At 52.9% G+C, this 17,692-nt stretch carries 18 protein-coding genes; 7 read left to right on the top strand and 11 right to left on the bottom strand.

All coding sequences use genetic code 11. The features are described from left to right. Positions 1 to 25 precede the first annotated feature (25 nt). From KQI79_RS08560 to KQI79_RS08535, 6 genes are all read left to right on the top strand, one after another. Entirely contained in the window at positions 26 to 259 is a 234-nt protein-coding gene (locus KQI79_RS08560) for a hypothetical protein (protein ID WP_216537821.1), read from the top strand. A 23-nt stretch (positions 260 to 282) separates the two neighbouring features. Further along, the gene (locus KQI79_RS08555; protein WP_216537820.1) at positions 283 to 474 is read left to right on the top strand and encodes a hypothetical protein; all 192 of its coding nucleotides are present in this window, start codon (positions 283 to 285) and stop codon (positions 472 to 474) included. Positions 475 to 646: 172 nt separating this feature from the next. Beyond that, entirely contained in the window at positions 647 to 2,437 is a 1,791-nt protein-coding gene (pepF, locus tag KQI79_RS08550) for an oligoendopeptidase F (protein ID WP_216537819.1), read from the top strand. Between the two features lie 200 nt (positions 2,438 to 2,637). Continuing rightward, a complete protein-coding gene (locus KQI79_RS08545; protein ID WP_216537818.1) occupies positions 2,638 to 3,003 on the top strand; it encodes a LapA family protein in 366 nt (121 codons plus the stop codon). Beyond that, positions 2,981 to 4,021, top strand: coding sequence for a M42 family metallopeptidase (locus tag KQI79_RS08540; RefSeq protein ID WP_216537817.1), 1,041 nt, complete (start codon positions 2,981 to 2,983; stop codon positions 4,019 to 4,021). The genes KQI79_RS08545 and KQI79_RS08540 overlap by 23 nt, the downstream gene beginning before the upstream one ends. Continuing rightward, the gene (locus tag KQI79_RS08535; protein WP_253298023.1) at positions 4,021 to 4,797 is read left to right on the top strand and encodes a hypothetical protein; all 777 of its coding nucleotides are present in this window, start codon (positions 4,021 to 4,023) and stop codon (positions 4,795 to 4,797) included. Before KQI79_RS08540 ends, KQI79_RS08535 begins: the two co-directional genes overlap by 1 nt. A 207-nt stretch (positions 4,798 to 5,004) precedes the next feature. On the opposite strand, the gene KQI79_RS08530 is transcribed toward KQI79_RS08535, so the two are convergent. From KQI79_RS08530 to hemE, 11 genes are all read right to left on the bottom strand, one after another. Then, positions 5,005 to 6,924 (bottom strand): ABC-F family ATP-binding cassette domain-containing protein, encoded by a 1,920-nt coding sequence (locus KQI79_RS08530; RefSeq protein WP_216537816.1) that lies wholly within the window; start codon positions 6,922 to 6,924, stop codon positions 5,005 to 5,007. A gap of 126 nt (positions 6,925 to 7,050) precedes the next feature. Continuing rightward, entirely contained in the window at positions 7,051 to 7,647 is a 597-nt protein-coding gene (locus KQI79_RS08525) for a KinB-signaling pathway activation protein (RefSeq protein ID WP_216537815.1), read from the bottom strand. Between the two features lie 41 nt (positions 7,648 to 7,688). Further along, a complete protein-coding gene (locus KQI79_RS08520) occupies positions 7,689 to 8,024 on the bottom strand; it encodes a DUF1516 family protein (protein ID WP_230190660.1) in 336 nt (111 codons plus the stop codon). A gap of 397 nt (positions 8,025 to 8,421) precedes the next feature. Continuing rightward, positions 8,422 to 8,709 (bottom strand): hypothetical protein, encoded by a 288-nt coding sequence (locus KQI79_RS08515; RefSeq protein ID WP_216537813.1) that lies wholly within the window; start codon positions 8,707 to 8,709, stop codon positions 8,422 to 8,424. After that, on the bottom strand, positions 8,651 to 9,325 hold the full coding sequence (locus tag KQI79_RS08510) for a DUF3990 domain-containing protein (RefSeq protein WP_216537812.1): 675 nt from the start codon (positions 9,323 to 9,325) through the stop codon (positions 8,651 to 8,653). The genes KQI79_RS08515 and KQI79_RS08510 overlap by 59 nt, the downstream gene beginning before the upstream one ends. A 100-nt stretch (positions 9,326 to 9,425) precedes the next feature. Continuing rightward, positions 9,426 to 10,229 (bottom strand): DUF92 domain-containing protein, encoded by an 804-nt coding sequence (locus KQI79_RS08505; RefSeq protein ID WP_216537811.1) that lies wholly within the window; start codon positions 10,227 to 10,229, stop codon positions 9,426 to 9,428. A 12-nt stretch (positions 10,230 to 10,241) separates the two neighbouring features. Continuing rightward, positions 10,242 to 10,862: a fumarylacetoacetate hydrolase family protein gene (locus tag KQI79_RS08500; protein WP_216537810.1), complete on the bottom strand. Its 621-nt coding sequence runs from the start codon at positions 10,860 to 10,862 to the stop codon at positions 10,242 to 10,244. 69 nt (positions 10,863 to 10,931) lie between these two features. Continuing rightward, complete coding sequence (locus KQI79_RS08495; protein ID WP_216537809.1) at positions 10,932 to 12,197, bottom strand: CapA family protein; 1,266 nt, start codon at positions 12,195 to 12,197, stop codon at positions 10,932 to 10,934. A 124-nt stretch (positions 12,198 to 12,321) separates the two neighbouring features. Beyond that, entirely contained in the window at positions 12,322 to 13,791 is a 1,470-nt protein-coding gene (gene hemG / locus KQI79_RS08490) for a protoporphyrinogen oxidase (protein ID WP_216537808.1), read from the bottom strand. Positions 13,792 to 13,794: 3 nt separating this feature from the next. Beyond that, the gene (gene hemH, locus KQI79_RS08485) at positions 13,795 to 14,742 is read right to left on the bottom strand and encodes a ferrochelatase (RefSeq protein ID WP_216537807.1); all 948 of its coding nucleotides are present in this window, start codon (positions 14,740 to 14,742) and stop codon (positions 13,795 to 13,797) included. A gap of 16 nt (positions 14,743 to 14,758) precedes the next feature. Continuing rightward, a complete protein-coding gene (gene hemE, locus KQI79_RS08480) occupies positions 14,759 to 15,805 on the bottom strand; it encodes a uroporphyrinogen decarboxylase (protein WP_216537806.1) in 1,047 nt (348 codons plus the stop codon). A gap of 214 nt (positions 15,806 to 16,019) precedes the next feature. Between hemE and KQI79_RS08475 the strand changes: the two genes are divergently transcribed. Then, positions 16,020 to 17,231 carry an MFS transporter gene (locus KQI79_RS08475; protein ID WP_253298022.1) on the top strand — a complete coding sequence of 404 codons (1,212 nt, stop codon included), beginning with the start codon at positions 16,020 to 16,022 and terminating at the stop codon, positions 17,229 to 17,231. Positions 17,232 to 17,692 lie beyond the last annotated feature (461 nt).

Here is a 17,692-nt window from a genome sequence, read left to right as displayed (position 1 = left end):
GAGTTCGGGAAACGGAGTGCCTGTTATGATCAAAAAACATGAAATATATAAAAAAGACAAATGGAACATGATGACCGTCGAAGTGCAGGGCAAATATATCGTTTTGCGGGAAATATCGGATCAATGGGGCGAGGAATGCCATACGTTTCTAAGCCGGCCCGCGTTAATGCAATGGGCAAACAACCGGTTTCCGAAGGAAGAGTTTAAGGACCGTCCGCAAGAATGGCAAGACATCATGGACGCCTTCAAACAAGTATAACCGCGTGACGAGAGGTGAGTTCGTTGGATAACAGTACTACTCTAATCATATTTATCATTTTGGCTTTTTCGCTCGGCGCCGTCGTCGTCATGAAGAAAGATTCCATTCCGCCGCAGATGCGGCGCGGAATCTCGATTATCGCTTTGGTGCTGGTCGCATTCGCTTTTTTTCTTATCGTATACAGCTTTTTGAATGCAGGCGCCGGAAATATTTGATAAATCTCGGCTTGCCGGGTCATACTATGGACAAAATTGTACATAGGAGATTCCAGTGCGCCGAACCATTTATCTATTGCTAGTCGTTAGCTTGTTGCAAAACGGGTTGCCCTCGGCCGCTCGCGGCGAAACCGCCCAAGACCGCATCGAACCAAATTTAAGGAGGATATCTATGAGCCAAGTCCTGAAACGTACAGAAGTGCCGGCGGAACACCGCTGGAAATTGGAAGATTTGTTCGCGAATCAACAAGAATGGGATCAAGAATATCAAATCGTCAAAAAATCGCTTGGGAAAATCGCCGAATTTCAAGGCAAGCTGTCCGATTCCGAAGCCGTCAAACAATGCTTCTCCTTGGAAGACGATATATCGCTTCATACGGAGCGTTTGTACGTATACGCCAATATGCGGCATCACGAGGACACCGCGGAACCTACATATCAAGCGTTGTCGGATAAAGCGAAAAGGTTGAGCGTCGAAGTAAGCGAGGCATTATCTTTTATTACCCCGGAAATTATTGGGCTGTCCGACGAGAAACTGGATTCATTCATTAACGATCCTTCTCTTAGCGAATATAGGCTGACTTTAACGGAAATGAAGCGGCAAAAAGCGCATGTATTGTCCAAAGCGGAGGAAGCGCTGCTCGCGCAAGTCGGCAATATGTCCCAGGCGCCGAACACGATATTCGGCATGATCAATAACGCGGACATGAAGTTTCCGAAAGTAAAAAACGAAGAAGGCAAGGAAGTCGAGCTGACACATGGCAGCTACATTCAATTTTTGGAGAGCCGCAACCGCGAGGTGCGCAAAAATGCGTTCCAGGCCGTTTACGCCACCTATGCCAAGCAGAGAAACACGATCGCCGCAACGCTAAACGCGAATGTAACGAAAAATATTTTTTACGCTCGTGCGCGCAAATATCCTTCGGTGCTTGAAATGTCGCTCTTCGGCGACAATATTCCGAAAGAAGTTTATACGAATTTGATCGATACGATCCACGATCATTTACCGCTGCTGCATCGCTATATGAAACTGCGCAAGAAGCTGCTGAAAGTCGACGAATTGCATATGTACGACCTGTTCGCCCCGCTTGTCGAGGAATACAAGCTCGATATTACTTATGAAGAAGCGAAGCGAACGGTCAAGGAAAGCCTGAAGCCGCTCGGAGACGATTACTTGCAGCACTTGCAGGAAGGATTCGACGAGGGCTGGATCGACGTATACGAGAACGAAGGCAAACGAAGCGGCGCCTACAGTTGGGGCGCCTATGGCACGCATCCGTACGTGCTGCTCAACCATAAAGACAATTTGAACAGCATGTTCACGCTGGCGCATGAAATGGGTCACGCGCTTCATTCGTATTATTCCGATACGAATCTCGGCTATCGCGACGCGCAATATACGATTTTCCTGGCAGAGGTCGCCTCGACGCTGAACGAAGCGCTGCTCATGGACTATATGCTGAAAAAATCGGACGATCCGAAAGCGAAGCTGTATTTGCTCACCTATTATGCGGACCAATTCCGCACAACGGTGTTCCGCCAAACGATGTTCGCGGAGTTCGAGAAAATCGTTCACGAACGCGTTGAGCAAGGCGAATCGCTGACGCCGCAGGAACTGTCGAAAATCTATTACGATTTGAACGTGAAATATCACGGCAGCGAAATGACGGTCGACAAAGACATTGAAATGGAATGGGCGCGCATCCCCCATTTCTATACCAGCTTTTACGTGTATAAATACGCTACCGGCTTCTCGGCGGCGACCAGCTTTGCCAAACAAATTTTGGAGGAAGGCGCCCCGGCCGTGGAACGCTATCTCGGTTTCTTGAAGAGCGGCGGCAGCGACTATTCGATCAATATTTTGAAACGCGCCGGCGTCGATATGTCCACGCCGGAACCGATTCGCGAAGCGATGGGCGTATTCGAGCAATTGATCGAAGATATGGAGAATTTGGTGCAATAATGTTTCGAAACGGTTGCCCTATCCGCGAATTCCCGTTCGCGGATAGGGTCTATTTATGATGAAAACCGTATTCGTCAGGCTTGCGGTTATGATATAATGAACACATTCAACCATATTCGCGCACGTAACGCGGCTAGCGGATGAAATTCGGTCCCTTGTCTTCCGGCAAGGGATTTTATGCGACAGGAGGCATGGTTATTATGAGAATTCAATGGTCATTGCTTGCGGGATTGATCTTTGCGCTCATTACGGCGGTATTCGCCGTCATCAACGTCGAACCGGTTCGGGTGAATCTGTTGTTCGGCAACGTACAGCTCCCGCTTATACTGCTCATATTGGGCTGCACGCTGCTGGGCGGCGTGATCGTCGGGTCGTACGGCATTTTTCTGCAATATAAGCTGCAGAAAAAATGGAAGCTCGCGGAAGGGAAATTGCAGCAAGTTCTGGAGGCGACCGGTTACAGCTTCCCGGATGAGCAATCGGACGAACATCCGAAAGAGCAATCGGACGAAGAAGCAGAACAGTCCAAGAAGGAGAAGGGCAATGAATCCGCAAATGAATCGTGAATACATACTATCGTTTCTGGAAGAAATATTGAACATACCGAGTCCGACCGGCTATACGAAACGGATTATGGAACGGATCGGCGCGGAAGCCGAGCGGCTCGGATTTGCAGCCGAAATGACGCATAAAGGCGGAATCATCGTGACGGTGCCCGGGCGGGACCATGCAGGGGCGCTTGGATTGACGGCGCATGCCGACACGCTGGGCGCGATGGTCCGCTCCGTGAACGCGACGGGAACGCTGCGTTTAACGCCTGTCGGAGGCTATATGATGCAATCCATTGAGAATGAATATTGCCTCATTCACACGCGCGACGGCAGAACGTACACAGGCACGATCTTAACGTCGCATCCTTCCGTGCACGTCTATACGGACGCCCGCGACTTCAAGCGCGAGGAAGCGAATATGGAAGTTCGAATCGACGAACCGGTCCGCACCAAGGAAGATGTCGCAAAGCTTGGCATTCGGCCGGGCGATTTCATCTCATTCGATGCGCGCGCCGTCCTGCTCGGGAACGGCTATATTAAATCGCGCCATTTGGACGACAAAGCGAGCGTTGCCGCCATATTCGGCTTGTTGGAATCGATTCGGCGCGAAGGTTGGACGCCGGCGAGAACGTTGCGGGCGATCATTACGAACTACGAGGAAATCGGGCACGGCGCCTCCTATATTCCCGGGGAAATTACCGAACTGATCGCCGTCGATATGGGCGCGATCGGCGACGATTTGACGACGACGGAACTCGATGTTTCCATTTGCGCCAAAGACTCTTCCGGACCGTATGACTACGATATGGTCAGCCGCCTCGTCTCGCTGGCGGAGCAAGACGGCATCCCCTATGCCGTCGATATATATCCGCATTACGGCTCCGACGCTTCGGCCGCGCTGCGGGCCGGACATAATATCCGCGCCGCCTTAATCGGGCCGGGGGTGCACGCTTCGCATGCGATGGAGCGGACGCATATTCAGGCGATCGCCAATACGGCGCGCCTGCTTGCCGCCTACGCGCAAGAGGCGTAATGGAATTATCCGCAGCGACTCGGCGGCGCAAAGCCGGACGGCGGATGGCATTGGCCGTTGCGGCTTGCTTGCTCGCGACGCTTAGCCTGATCCGGGCCGATACGGAGCCCCCTCGCACTTATACGTACGCGGGTACGACCGCATCGAACGGAGTCCGCCTCCATTATATGAGAACGACGCCTGACCGGATCGAGCTTCAAGCGGTCGCCGCGAACGTTGCCGAAACGAAATCGTATGGAATCAACGGCGGCTTTTTCTATGAGGGCGACATTCTCTCCATCGCCGTACAAAATCATAGGCCTGTTAAGGGGGAGCCAGGCCAATACGGCTCCGGTTGGTTCAACGTCAAATATGCCCGCGGAACCTTGGTATGGGATGCCGCAGCCAATCGGCTGTCGGTTCAGGCTGTCCGTTCGGCCGACGAACTGCTTGTCACCGATCAAGCGAATTATTGGGCGCAGGGAGGCGTCAGCATGAATTTACAAGATGAAGCATCCTGGACCGGCGAGGCGGCGGCACAAGGGCTGCCTCTCGCCGACAGCCTCCACATGCGGTCAGGAATGATATATGACGAGGCCGGATCTCTGTACTTGATCGTCTCCCCTACCCCATGCACCGCCGAACAATTCCGAACCGCCATCCTGGAACGAATCGCCCCGGATCTCGGCAAAGAAGGCATATTCCTCGACGGCGACGGTTCCTCGCAAATGCGCAGCGCGGAAATATCGCTTCCGGGCGATCTCCGGGAGGTCTATCAGATGATTGCAGTGAAGTGATGGTGCTGGACGATTATTTATAGCATTTCCGGGCCGGCCGCGGCATGTTAACGGTTCGAAAATCCGTTAATTCCGAAAATCGACTGAAATTTGAAAAATAAGACCTTGGAAATCCGTTAAATGTAACGACACCGTCCCAGCTAGCAAAATTCAATGCAACGCCAGTGGAATAATTGGTATCCTCTACCGCCAACGTCGCTCTCCCGGCTATTTGGATTGCGCGATCTTTTCCGCCAATTCGTTTAAATACGTCCAGCGCTCCATCAGTTGTTCCAGCTTCTGTTCCTGCGACTCTTGTTCTTGCACCAGCTCTTGCAGCCGGACGGAGTCGCTGAACGACGCCTCCATCTGTTCCGCAATATCGCGCAGCTTCTGTTCCGTCTCCTCAATCCAGCCGTCGATTTGTTCGAAATCGCGCTGTTCCTGATAGGTAAAGCGCAGTCGTTCCTGCTTTTCCCGCTCTTGACGGGAAGGTTTGCCGTTTGGCGCACCGGCCGATGCTTTATCGGATGGCACCGCGTCCGCCGCAAGTTTGCCGGCATATTGTTCATATTCGCTATAATTGCCGACATGCGTTCGCAGAACCCCGTCCCCCTCGAAGGCGACGATTTTATCGACCGTACGGTCCAAAAAGTACCGGTCATGCGATACGACGAACACAACGCCGGGAAACTCGTCCAAATAGTCCTCCAACACGGCGAGCGTCTGAATGTCCAAATCGTTCGTCGGCTCGTCGAGCAGCAGCACATTCGGCGCGCTCATCAATACCCGCAACAGTACTAACCGGCGTTTCTCGCCGCCCGACAATTTGGCGATTTTCGTCCATTGCATCGCTCTCGTAAACAGAAACCGTTCCAACATTTGCGCTGCCGTAATGACGGATCCGTCCGCCGTATGGACGACTTCGGCCTCCTCCTGTACGTATTCGATCACGCGCAAGTCCTCGTCCAGTTCCTGATGCTCTTGCGAGAAGTAGCCGAGCTTCACCGTCGGCCCGATCGCAATCGAACCGCTATCCGCCGGCATGGCGCCGGAGATCATGTTGAGCAGCGTCGTCTTGCCGCTTCCGTTCGTCCCGACGATGCCGACCCGGTCGTCTCTTACCGCGATATAACTGAAATCGCGAATTAACGTCCGATCGCCCGCCTTCTTGGACAGATGCTCGATTTCGATTATTTTTTTGCCGAGCCTGGATGAAGCGACAGAGACGTCGAGCGTATCGGTTCGATGGGCGGTCTCTTGGGCTTGCAACTGCTCGAAGCGGTCGATGCGGGCTTTCTGCTTCGTCGTTCTCGCCTTCGCGCCGCGGCGTATCCATGCCAGCTCGTTTCGCAGCAAATTTTGCCGTTTCTGCTCGGACGCCGCTTCCCGCTCCTCCCGTTCCGCCTTCAGTTCGAGAAATCGGGTGTAATTCGCTTCGTAACTGAACATGCGCCCATGATCCAGCTCCAGCATCCGGCCAGCCACCCGGTCCAAAAAGTATCGGTCATGCGTAATCATGAGCAGCGCGCCTTTGCGTTTCTGCAAATATTGCTCCAGCCAAATGACGGAGGCGTTATCGATATGGTTCGTCGGCTCGTCCAATATGAGCAAATCCGACGGCTGAATAAGCGCCGCGGCCAGAGCGACCCGCTTCCGCTGTCCGCCCGACATCTCGCCGACCCGCGCGTCAAAACGGGTTACGCCCAGCTTCGTCAGCACGGTCTTCGCTTCGCTCTCCAACTGCCAAGCGTCATAGCGGTCGATTTCACCGCTCCAATAAACCAATCGCTCCTGCAGCGCTTTGTCGTTTTCATTCAATGCGAGCAATTCCAACGTCTCCGTATATTCGCGCACCGCGCGCATTTGCGGCGAATCGCCTTGGAACACTTGCCGCAGGACGGTCGCCTCCGGATCGAATTGCGGCTGTTGCGGCAAATATTGAATGCGCACCCGATTTCCTACGGAAATTTGACCGCTGTCGGGAGGCTCCAAGCCCGCAATCACTTTCAAAAACGTCGATTTGCCCGTTCCGTTCACTCCGATAATGCCGATCTTCTCTCCCTCCGCTATGCCGAAGGATACGTCTTGGAACAATATTTTGTCGCCATAGCTTTTCGATATATGTTCGATCGTCAATAAGTTCATATTATAATCCCTACTTTTACTTGAATAAAGTCGTATTCTCTCATTGTAACATAAACGGGACAACGCAAAAAACCTTGACTTCAGCCGGCGGAAGCCCGGTTAGGTCAAGGTTGGCGCGCGATGCCGTTATGCTTTCTCGCCTACCAATTTATGCAGCGTAAGAATTTGCCACGCATTGCATACGACGAGCGGAACGAGCATGTACACAATATATTCGATACGATTGACCGATAACGAAGGAAGCAGTTCCAGCGTCGTAATAACGATCATAAAGAAGAGCGTCGGCAAGATCGCGTGCTTGTTGGTGAGCCGGACCTTCCAATAGGTGACCGCTACGGCGACAAGAAGAATGACGAGCGGCAGCCAAATATAAGCTCCAAGGCTTTCCTCTCCGCTCGAGAACTTTTTCAAACGGATGTAGAACAGGTCGAACAACGTCAGCACGATAAAAAAGATTTGGATAAAATTCCACGCTTTTAGCCGGTTGCGCAAAATGCCGATAATATAAAATCTGCCGAACAAAAAAGCGATAAAACCGATTACGCTAATTAACGTAATGGTCGCAACCCCTAAAAACAGCGAGGAAATTTCATATTTGCTTATTTTATCGTCCAGAAAAATAAACGTCGGATCGATCGACCGCAGCAAAGCCCACACCAAAACGCCCGAGCCGATCCCGAGCGCCATCGTCGTCCAAAACAGATAGAACATTTTTTTGATCATATTCCGTCAAACCCCGCATCTCATTACAATCAATAATTTTGTTAAAATTGCAAAACTTTGAAACCTAGCAATATGACCAATGCGAGTGCGACGACTAAAATCACCCAAAAAACGGCGGTCGGCTGTTTTCTGCGCAAGCGGCCCATAATCGCCTCCATCATGCCGATCGCCACAATCGCCAACAAGCCTTTGATTACGTACATCAGCGGGAATTTCAACATTACGAGCATACCGATTCCCGACACGAGCATAATCAAGTAAAAAATTTTCAACAAAATTCCGGTAACCTTTTGCCGTTGAAAGATGCAGCTTAATAGAAACAGCACAATCAATATGGCCCACGAACCTGCGTGAGATTGATAAAAAATATTAAACATATTCATTTTTCCCTCCATTCTGGCGTCAACAACATATCCGTTATTCCCTGCAATTGGTACGGATATCCTGATTGTACGTTTCCATGCACCGAAAAGCAATTCTTTAGGACAAAATTATACATATTGTTCACAAAACCGTTTCATTCCGTCCGCGCCGCAATGATTTTCGTCACAGCATCGGTCCGGGCGCTTTCCTTCTTCCGCCCCCTTTTGTGGAAATCCCTTTTGCTCAGGTTAAGGATTAATCTCCCCACACCAATTTCTCCGAATCCCTCATAACCCAGTTCTATTAAATTGTTAGTGACAGAGCTTAAACAACCTTTCGTGGGGAAATTTGATTTCCGGCACGCTGCCAATAAAAAAACGCCTGACGGCGTCCTTTCAATCGTATTCTCGCTTACTGGATTTTCGTTCGATAATCGCCGCTGCGGTTCAACTCCGCGGACAATTTGCGGATGCGGGCAAGCCAGTTCTTCCCCGAGACGTTCCGTTGAAAGGCGGAATGGAATCGCTCCGCATAAGTTTCCGTGTTGTCGTAACGATCCAGCGCATGCAGGACTGGCAAATATTCATTGACGATCCGCAGCGCATCCTCTGCGGAATGCCCGTAGGCAGACATGAGATTGTTAACGATTCCTTGTTCGTAATAATCGAGTTGTTCGTATGCCTTTTCGCCCGGTTGCATGGTACTCCCACCTTCCGTATTCGAATAGATAATATCCCGCTATGTGTAAACAAGGCGATAACGCCTCGCTGCAAAACGCGATTTGATTGCCTAATTGTAGCGTATCCAACTTCCGATGATTTCTATCCCTTATAATTTGATCGTAGAACCAACGGTCGTCTTTGCCCGACAACTGGCCCATTTTGACAATCGCCCCGGTATCGTTGTCCCCCATCGGTCCGATGATCAAATCGGGATGATCGGTTCCGCACGGATCGGATGAACGATCCGTATTGACGCGATGTCTGTATATAAATCGCGCCCACTCGATGGAATCGCCCATGAAAACAAGCATTCGAGGCGATAATTCCCGCAAACGGGCCGCATCGATGGCGATCTTCAATACACACGGCTTCATATCTATTGTATCATCGAAACCCATTTTCTGTACAGTTTGGAGCGCCCAAATTTCCGCCTGCTCCAAACTGATCGTCGTGTACAAGGCCGATCCGAAATCGCGGTTCGGCAGCCATTTCTCCGAGTTGAGCAGTTTGGCTGCGAAAGACTCGAGATAAACGGACGACGTCCCGTGATATACGTATTTTTGAAAACGAAATTCCGTTTGCGCTTGATTCACGACTCCCGTCCCCTCACCCTAGCAAATCCCATTTCTATTATATTACTAGATTTATAGCAATATTATCCTTTTATGAAGGTTGCGTCAATGATCGGAGCCGTTAGATCAACACGCCGCAAACGAATCCGATCAAGCCGCCAAGACACGAACTTACCGCGTTGACCAAATCGTTGTTCAACCAGCGGGCTCCGCGCACAAGGACGGTCGGCCTGCCGCAATGGTTCCGGCGCTCGACCGTCCTGCCGCATGTTTCGCAGCGGAACATCGCCTGGCAAGCGGCGCCCAAGAGCGAATCGGCGAATGCGCCGCATGTGCCCGCGATCGCCCCGGCATAAACGAACGATAAGCGGAACGCATCCCCGTATTCGAGCCAGATCAGCGCATCGGCAATCGTGCCGATCCATATTCCTCCGAGAACAGACGCCGCCGTGCCTAACGCCGATATTCCTCCCGACGTGCCTGTAGGGATCGGCTTCCAAGTAAGCACCGAGCGCGGCCGTGCCCGGCTTAAACTCCCGACTTCGGTCGCCCATGTGTCCGCGTTTACGGTCGCCATCACGCCGATGAACGCGAACAGCCAGCCCGGATGAGGGAATAAGGCGTACACGACGCATAACAGCATGCCGATGCCGCCGTTTGCGAGCACTTGCCCCGCGTCGCGCCTTCCCGTCTTTTCGTATGCGGCTTCATAACGCTCTTTCTTTCGTTTTTTCCATTTGGACAGAAGGGTGGAAGAGATGAAAAAAGCAAGGAGCGTCCCGAACCAAACGAGACTCCCTGCCGCGTAATAAACCGTTCCCATCACAACTGCCGCCATCGCGCCGGACCGGGAGAGTGCATGCTTCCAATAAGCGGCGCCAGAAACCGCCAAACTGCAGGCGAAACCGATCAGCCAAGTTGTCATCGCGTCCCCCCCTTATTTCATCATACAAGCGCCCAGCCGTTCGCTCCCCCAATACAGTTCGAACTTGTCTCCGGCTTGAACGCGGCCGACCCCGGCCGGCGTTCCGGTAAAAATCAAGTCCCCCGCTCCGATGCCGTAATGCCCGGCGATATAATCGATCACCGTCTGTACGCTGAAAATCATATCGCGAGCGTTGCCGCGCTGCACTTCCTCACCGTTGAGCCGCAGCGTGAAATCGGTCTCGTTTAACCGATCGATCCCGGGGAACGAGATGAACGGCGTAACCGGGGCCGAATTCATAAATCCTTTCGCCGCCATCCAGGGATGGCCTTGTCGCTTCAATTCCGTTTGGACGTCGCGCAGCGTGAAGTCGATGCCGAGCGCCAGCCCGTCGATCAGTTCGTCCGCTCCCGCCCCGGGGCGGTAATCGCGGGCGATACGGATAACAAGTTCCGCTTCGTAATGCACTTCGCCGCGGTCGTACGGCAAGACGATCTCCGCCTGGTCAAGCGGAACGACCGCATGAGTCGGCTTCATAAAGATCATCGGCTGCTTCGGCAGTTCGTTGCCAAGCTCGGCGGCGTGCAGTTTGTAGTTTCTTCCGACGCAATATACGTTTCGAATCTGTTCCATATGTTATGTATTCACCTTTCCTGTCCCGATCGACCCCCGCTGCCGCAGAAGGGATCTAGATCTGCTGTTTTATCGGCCGCTGTCGCTTAAGGCAACAATCGTTCCGTCATCACGCACTTTGGCGCCGAATGAAATGTCGGACACGCGCCGCAGCAACGCTTTTCCCGTCTCCTCGTCCATCGGCACCGCTTGCCCCAATTCGGCATGGTAAGGGGTCAGCCTGAGCGAGATGTTCCCGTCTTTCGAGCATTCCGCATGCATAATCGCCGTTTCCCATGTTTTCGGGTGGGATGATTTCGTAAAAATAAAATTGCCCAAGCTATAGGCGATCCATTTGCCTTTATACTGCTCGAACCCTTGCAACACATGCGGATGGCTGCCGATAATCAAATCCGCTCCCGCGTCGATATACTGATGGGCAAGCGTTTTTTGAAATTTATTGGGCAAATCTTTCTTTTCCTCGCCCCAATGCACCATGACCAGCACGATATCGGCCTCTTCCTTCGCCGCGCGGATCGCCTCGACCGCTCGGGTCGAATCGTACGTCTCCGCAACGCCGGGGCGCTTGGCGCTCGCCTTCCAGCTTACTTCCGGCACGACGCGCGAAAAGCCCAGCAGCGCGATCTTCATCCCTTTCCGCTCGAAATAAACGGGACGGAATGCGCTATCCGCGTCTTTCCCCGCTCCGACATGCTTGATGTCGGCTTCGTCCAACGCATCGATCGTATCGAACAGCCCTTCGACTCCCTGGTCCAATATATGGTTGTTGGCCAAATTGACGGCGTCTACCCCCGCTTCGGCCAATGCGGGAATCGCTTTGGGCGACGATTTGAACACGAACATTTTATCTACGGCCGGCGTGCCGCGTTCCGTCACCGGCGTCTCCAAATTAACAACGGTTAAATCGTCTTGTTGAAAAATCGGCGCCACATAGCGGTACGGATAATCGTATCCATGCTCGCGCATCAGCTTGTCGATTTTGCCCGAGAGCAACACGTCGCCGGTAAACGTTAGTTTGATCGGCTCGTCTTCGGTTTCGGCCTCTGCCGCCGGCGCTTCCGATTCTCCGGACGGTTCGTCGACCCCTCCGCCGAGTTCTTCTTCGGCTTGCCCGGACGGCGGGCCGGAACTGCCTTCCGCCTGCGGGCCGTTCGCGCCGGAGCCGGAAGGATGCTGCGTCGGCAAGGCATTGATGCCGTCGCTGCGTTGCCATAAAAAGACGGCCAATATGACGATGAGAAAGATCATCGACAGATTCAGCAAGAGCAGCTTGCGAATTTTGCGTCTCTGCCTTTGTTTTTGAAGCCGGAACGCTTCCGAACGGGATCTATACATGGCATCTCCTTATCTCTCAATGGATAGAAAGCATATTATTTCCATTATACCAGTATTGTCCCGATAAATAGAACACCCTCCGATATTGCCGAGCGATAAATTTTAATCACGCGTCCACGTACGCTTAAGCGTTCGCCCGTTCCGCCGCTTGTTTCACCGCCTGCTCCGCCGTTTCTTTCGCCGTACGAATACAATCGGGCAAACCTACGCCCTCGTATCCCGCGCCGGTAATGTAGACGCCGGGAAGCGTCCCGCTTAATTGCGAACGGAAAGCGGCGAGAGCTTGAATATGTCCCACCGGATATTGCGGCATCGAACGCCGTAATCGTGTCACTTCCGTAAATAGCGGCTCCGCCGTCAAGCCCATAATATGGCGCAAATCGTTGCGCACGAGCGCAATCAGCTCTTCGTCCGGCAGATCGACGTAGTGCTCCTCGCCGTCGCGGCCGACATAGCAGCGCAGCAGCGCCTTGTCGTCGGGACTCGTATGCAGCCATTTGGCCGACGTCCATGTACAGGCCGTAATGGCCGGACCTTCGCCCCGCGGCACGAGCAAGCCGCTGCCGTCCAACACTTGGGCGATGTCCTCCCGCTCGAAGGCCAAGACGACATTAGCGACGGACACGTAATTGATCCGCTGCAACGTATCCACATCGAGATGCGGCGCCAATAACGGCGCGGTTACAAACGCGGGCGTCGCGGCAATCACAGTATCCGCCTCGAGCCGGCGTCCGTCGTCCAGTTCAAGGCGATAGCCGCGCCCCTCCTCTTCGGATAATGGCTGCAGCTTCTCTGCCGCGGTATCGGTCCATAACCGAACGGACGATGCCGACAACTCGCGTATCAAGCCGTGCACGATGCTTTGCAGCCCTTGGCGGAACGTCAAGAACACCGTTTTCTTGGCGATTTCCGGCTGGCCTTCCGGGATCACAGGTTTTTGCCGATTGATCCTCGTTCCTTGGATTAGACTGCCGTATCGTATTTCGGCTTCTTGGAATTGCGGGAACGTCGCCTGCAGGCTGAGCTTATGCGTATTGCCCGCATAAATGCCGGCGAGCAGCGGCTCGACAATATTTTTCAACACTTCGCCGCCCAGGCGGCGGGTAATAAACGCTCCGAGCGATTCGTCCTCCGGTCCGTTGCCGGAATCCGAAGTGCGCGCCGGGATGAACAAGTCCATTAAAGCGCGCAGCTTGCCAGGCATCGAGACGAGATCGCTTTGCATAAACGGGCCGATTTCCGTCGGAATGCCGAGCACGAGTCCCGGAGGCATTCCTCGAAGCTTCCCTTCATGCCAAATATACGTTTTTTTCGCTTCCGGATTCGTTGCGACCAAATCATGCTCAAGCTCGAGATCCCGCGCGAGGTCGATCATCGCTTGTTTGCGCGCCAGGAACGAATCCGGGCCTTTCTCGATCACGAAGCCGTCGCGATGCAGCGTGTTGATTTTGCCGCCGAGCGCACTCCCTTTTTCCAAGAGCGTAATTTCGGCCGCAATCCGATGCCGTTTGCAATATTGATTGATATAAAAAGCGGAGGTTAATCCGCTGATTCCTCCGCCGATGACGACAAAACGATGCGCTTGCTCCGCCATGGTCTACTCATTCCCTTCCCATTGCTGCCTTACAACATCGGCCAACGTCTCCATATATAACGGATCGGTGTTCAAAGACTCCGTCCGCGCAAATTTGATGCCTAACTCTTTTGCCATTGCCTGCGCTTCGATATCCAGATCGTACAGCACTTCCAAATGGTCGGAGACGAACCCGATCGGGGCAACGAGAATGTTTTTCGTCCCCTCCTTGGCGAGCGCGCTCATCGTATCAAGCACGTCCGGACCGAGCCACGGCGTTGCCGTTCTTCCGGCGCTTTGCCACGTAAACTGCCATTGCGGCAACCCGACTCGATCCGCGATGAGGCGGGACGTTTCCAATAGCTGCTCCGGATAGGGGTCGCCCATCTCGACAATTTTCTCCGGCAAACTATGTGCGCTGAACAGGACGCGAACTTGATCGCGCGCCTCCCCTTGCCGCTCGAATTGCTGCAATGAATGTTCGACCCGCCGCGTCAGCGCTTCGATCAGCTTCGGATGGTCGTGATAGCTCTTCACGAACGATATTTTCAATCCGAGTTCGTCCGCCTTCGTCTGGGCCCGCTGGTTGTACGCCCCTACGCTCATGACCGAATAATGCGGCGCAAGCACGACGCCAACCGCCTCGCGAATACCGTCCTTCACCATGCGCTCCACGCCGTCTTCAATAAACGGACTGGCATGTTTCAAGCCCTGGTAGCAAACGAATTGTACGTCTCCTTCCCCCCGCCCGCGGTTTAACGTTTCCTCCAAAGCCGCAACTTGCTTGTCCGTATTTTCCCTTAACGGAAAAACGCCGCCTACGATCGCTTCATAACGGTCCGTTAGCTCCTGCAGCTGCTCGGGGGAAGGCTTATTTCCGCGCCGAATATGAGTATAGTAATCTTCGATCCGATCCATGCTTTCCGGTGTGCCGTACGACATTACCAGTACGCCGATTTTCGTATGCGCCATTTCCATCCCTCTTTCTTTAGTTTTGTTTCAAAGCCGTTTCCGAATAAGTATGAACATATGCCGTCAGTTCCCGCAATTTGTCCAAGGACGCTTCCGGGAACAAGCCATGACCCAGATTGAAAATAAATCCCGGCTGCTCGACGCCTTGATCGATAATGTTCCGCGCATGCTCTTCGATGACAGATTGAGGCGCGGTTAAGACGAGCGGATCCAAATTGCCTTGCACGGCAAACCGGTTGTCCAATCTCCGCCGCCCTTCCCGAATCGACACGCGCCAATCCAGCCCGATCACGTCGGCCTCAAGCTTCCGCAAGGACGGAAGCAATTCGCCCGAGCTGACGCCCGGAAAATAAATTTTCGGCACGTCCAAATGCTGCAATTCCGTAAAAATCCGGGTAATCGTCGGCAAAACATAACGCTCGAAATCATGCGGAGCCAATGCGCCGACCCAACTGTCGAACAATTGGAACGCTTTGCCGCCCGCGGCGACATGCGCCCGCAAGTATTGGATCACCATATCGCCGAGCTTGTCCATGAGCGCAAACCAAATGTCCGGCGCGCCGTACATCATTTCTTTCGTACGAATATAATTCCGGGACGGGCGCCCTTCGATCAAATAACTGGCAATCGTAAACGGAGCGCCGGCGAACGTAATGAGCGGGACTTGGAGTTCTCGATCCAATATGCGTATCGTCTCGATGACATGTCCCAAATCTCCTTCCACATCGATCGGCCGTAAATTGGCGACATCCTGCGCCGAACGAATCGGATTATGTATGACAGGTCCGATATTGGCTACAATATCAAAATCAACGCCTAGCGAAGCAACCGGATTCATAATGTCGGAGTATAGTATCGCCGCGTCGACGCCTAATTTGTGGACGGGCATTAGCGTAACTTCCGCGGCCAGTTCAGGCTGGCGGCATATTTCGAGCAAGCTGTATTTTTCTTTGATTTTACGATAGTCTGGATCGTATCTGCCGGCCTGACGCATGTACCATACCGGAATTTTATCCACCGTTTGTTTGCCGCAAGCGCGAATAAATCGATCGTTATAAGCCATTCGTCGTACCTCTTTTCTTTATTTTGCACCTCGTACCATTTCCCTAAAATACATTATGCCTATTTTCCGATCCCCCAACAACATGAATAAGCCTGCTTCCTTTGACAATCTTGTGACGGATATCACAAACGCCTTGGAAAGATGAAGTCGCAGACTGTGATATAATATAATTATCGTCATGATCAGTCAACACGGAAAGGAAGTGGCGGTCACTTTGCAAAGATGGAAGCTCAATTTGATCGTATTATGGTTCGGGCAATTTCTCGTCATGGCCGGGATGACGATGATTATGCCGTTTTTATCTTTATATTTGCAGGAAGATCTCGGGCTGACCGATTTGCATGAAATCGGGGTATGGTCCGGTATTATTTTTGCGGGCAATTTTTTTACTTCATTTATATTTCAACCGCTGTGGGGGAAATTGGCGGATAAATACGGGCGCAAAATTATGCTGCTCCGGTCCGGATTCGGCATGTCCTTCGTTATGGTGCTCATGGGATTTGCGCAAACGCCGTTGCACCTGCTCATTCTGCGCATGCTCAACGGAACGATTTCCGGATTCAATCCCGCCGCGATCTCGCTCGTTTCGGCCACGACTCCGAAGGAGAAGATGGGCTTCGCGATGGGCATTATGCAATCCGGCGCGGTCTCCGGCACCATTCTCGGCCCGTTTATCGGCGGGGCGCTCGCGGATGCCGTCGGCTATCGTCCGATCTTTTACATAACGGGGGCGCTTTTGTCTCTAGCCTCATTATTGGCTCTATTGACGGTAAAAGAATCGTTCGACCGCGAGAAAGCGGTGCATAAACCGCAAATATCGGTGATGGCGGGATTTGCCCAGCTCAGCAAAGTGAAGCCTTTGATGGCATTGTTGGCGGTTACGTTTCTCATTCAATTCGCGATGCAAGGACCCGCTCCTTTGATTCCGATCTATGTGCAGCAATTGCACGGCTCGAAAGAAAATCTCGCGCTGCTCGCCGGTTTTGTCAGCTCGATTACCGGGATGTCCAACATGGTAGCCTCGCCGCTGCTTGGCAGATGGAGCGATAAAATCGGGGCGCATAGAATATTGACCTTCTCCTTGATCGGCGCGGCCGTGACGATTATTCCGCAGGCCTTCGTCGGGGCGGTCTGGCAGCTGTTGATCGTTCGCTTCCTGCTCGGGGTCTTCATGGGCGGCCTGCTTCCGACGGTCAACTCTCTCATCCGCAAATATACGCCGGACGGGATGGAAAGCCGGGCATACAGCTTTAACAGCAGCACGCTGAGCCTCGGCAATATGGTCGGCCCGATCGTCGCCGGGGCGTTGTCCGGCTGGATCGGCATTCAGGGCATCTTTATTATGTCCGGCGTGTTCCTGCTGCTGAACGTCATCTGGGTTCGCATGACGCTGTACGGGAAACATAGGATGGCGAAGGATGGGTGACGGGTGGGGTCGAATCATTCGATCTGCGATTGGGCGGCAGGTACTAAGCATGCCGCGGCAGGTTGATGCGGTGAGTCACGTTGCGATGCGTAGCGGTGCGAAACGTGCGGTGCGGTGTGATGGTGCTGTGATACGCGGGTGTGGTGCGCTAACATTGTGATATATCGCCACCTTCCGGCAGGTGACGCGGACATACGTTCCTCTATTTGCCAATGGCGTTGCATTAAATTTAAACCGGGTTGGGATGATGACTCGGCATAGGGATGACAAAATGTAGCCGAAATATCATACAAAACGAGCGGCGTGTGAGTTCAGTCCGTCGATTATGTTCGAAATTTCATACAAATCCCCCATGGCCTGACGACCATCGCCATAAATGAAAATAGAGTTGCAAACTGTATCCGTTTTTGGGGTAATTAATATGGGCAGATCATAGGTCGAAAGCTTTTTGGTGTATCAAT

Source organism: Paenibacillus sp. MSJ-34 (genome assembly GCF_018918005.1).
Lineage (GTDB): Bacteria > Bacillota > Bacilli > Paenibacillales > Paenibacillaceae > MSJ-34.
The sequence above is the reverse complement of the archived record's forward strand: the minus strand, read 5'-3'. Positions and strand labels throughout refer to the sequence as shown.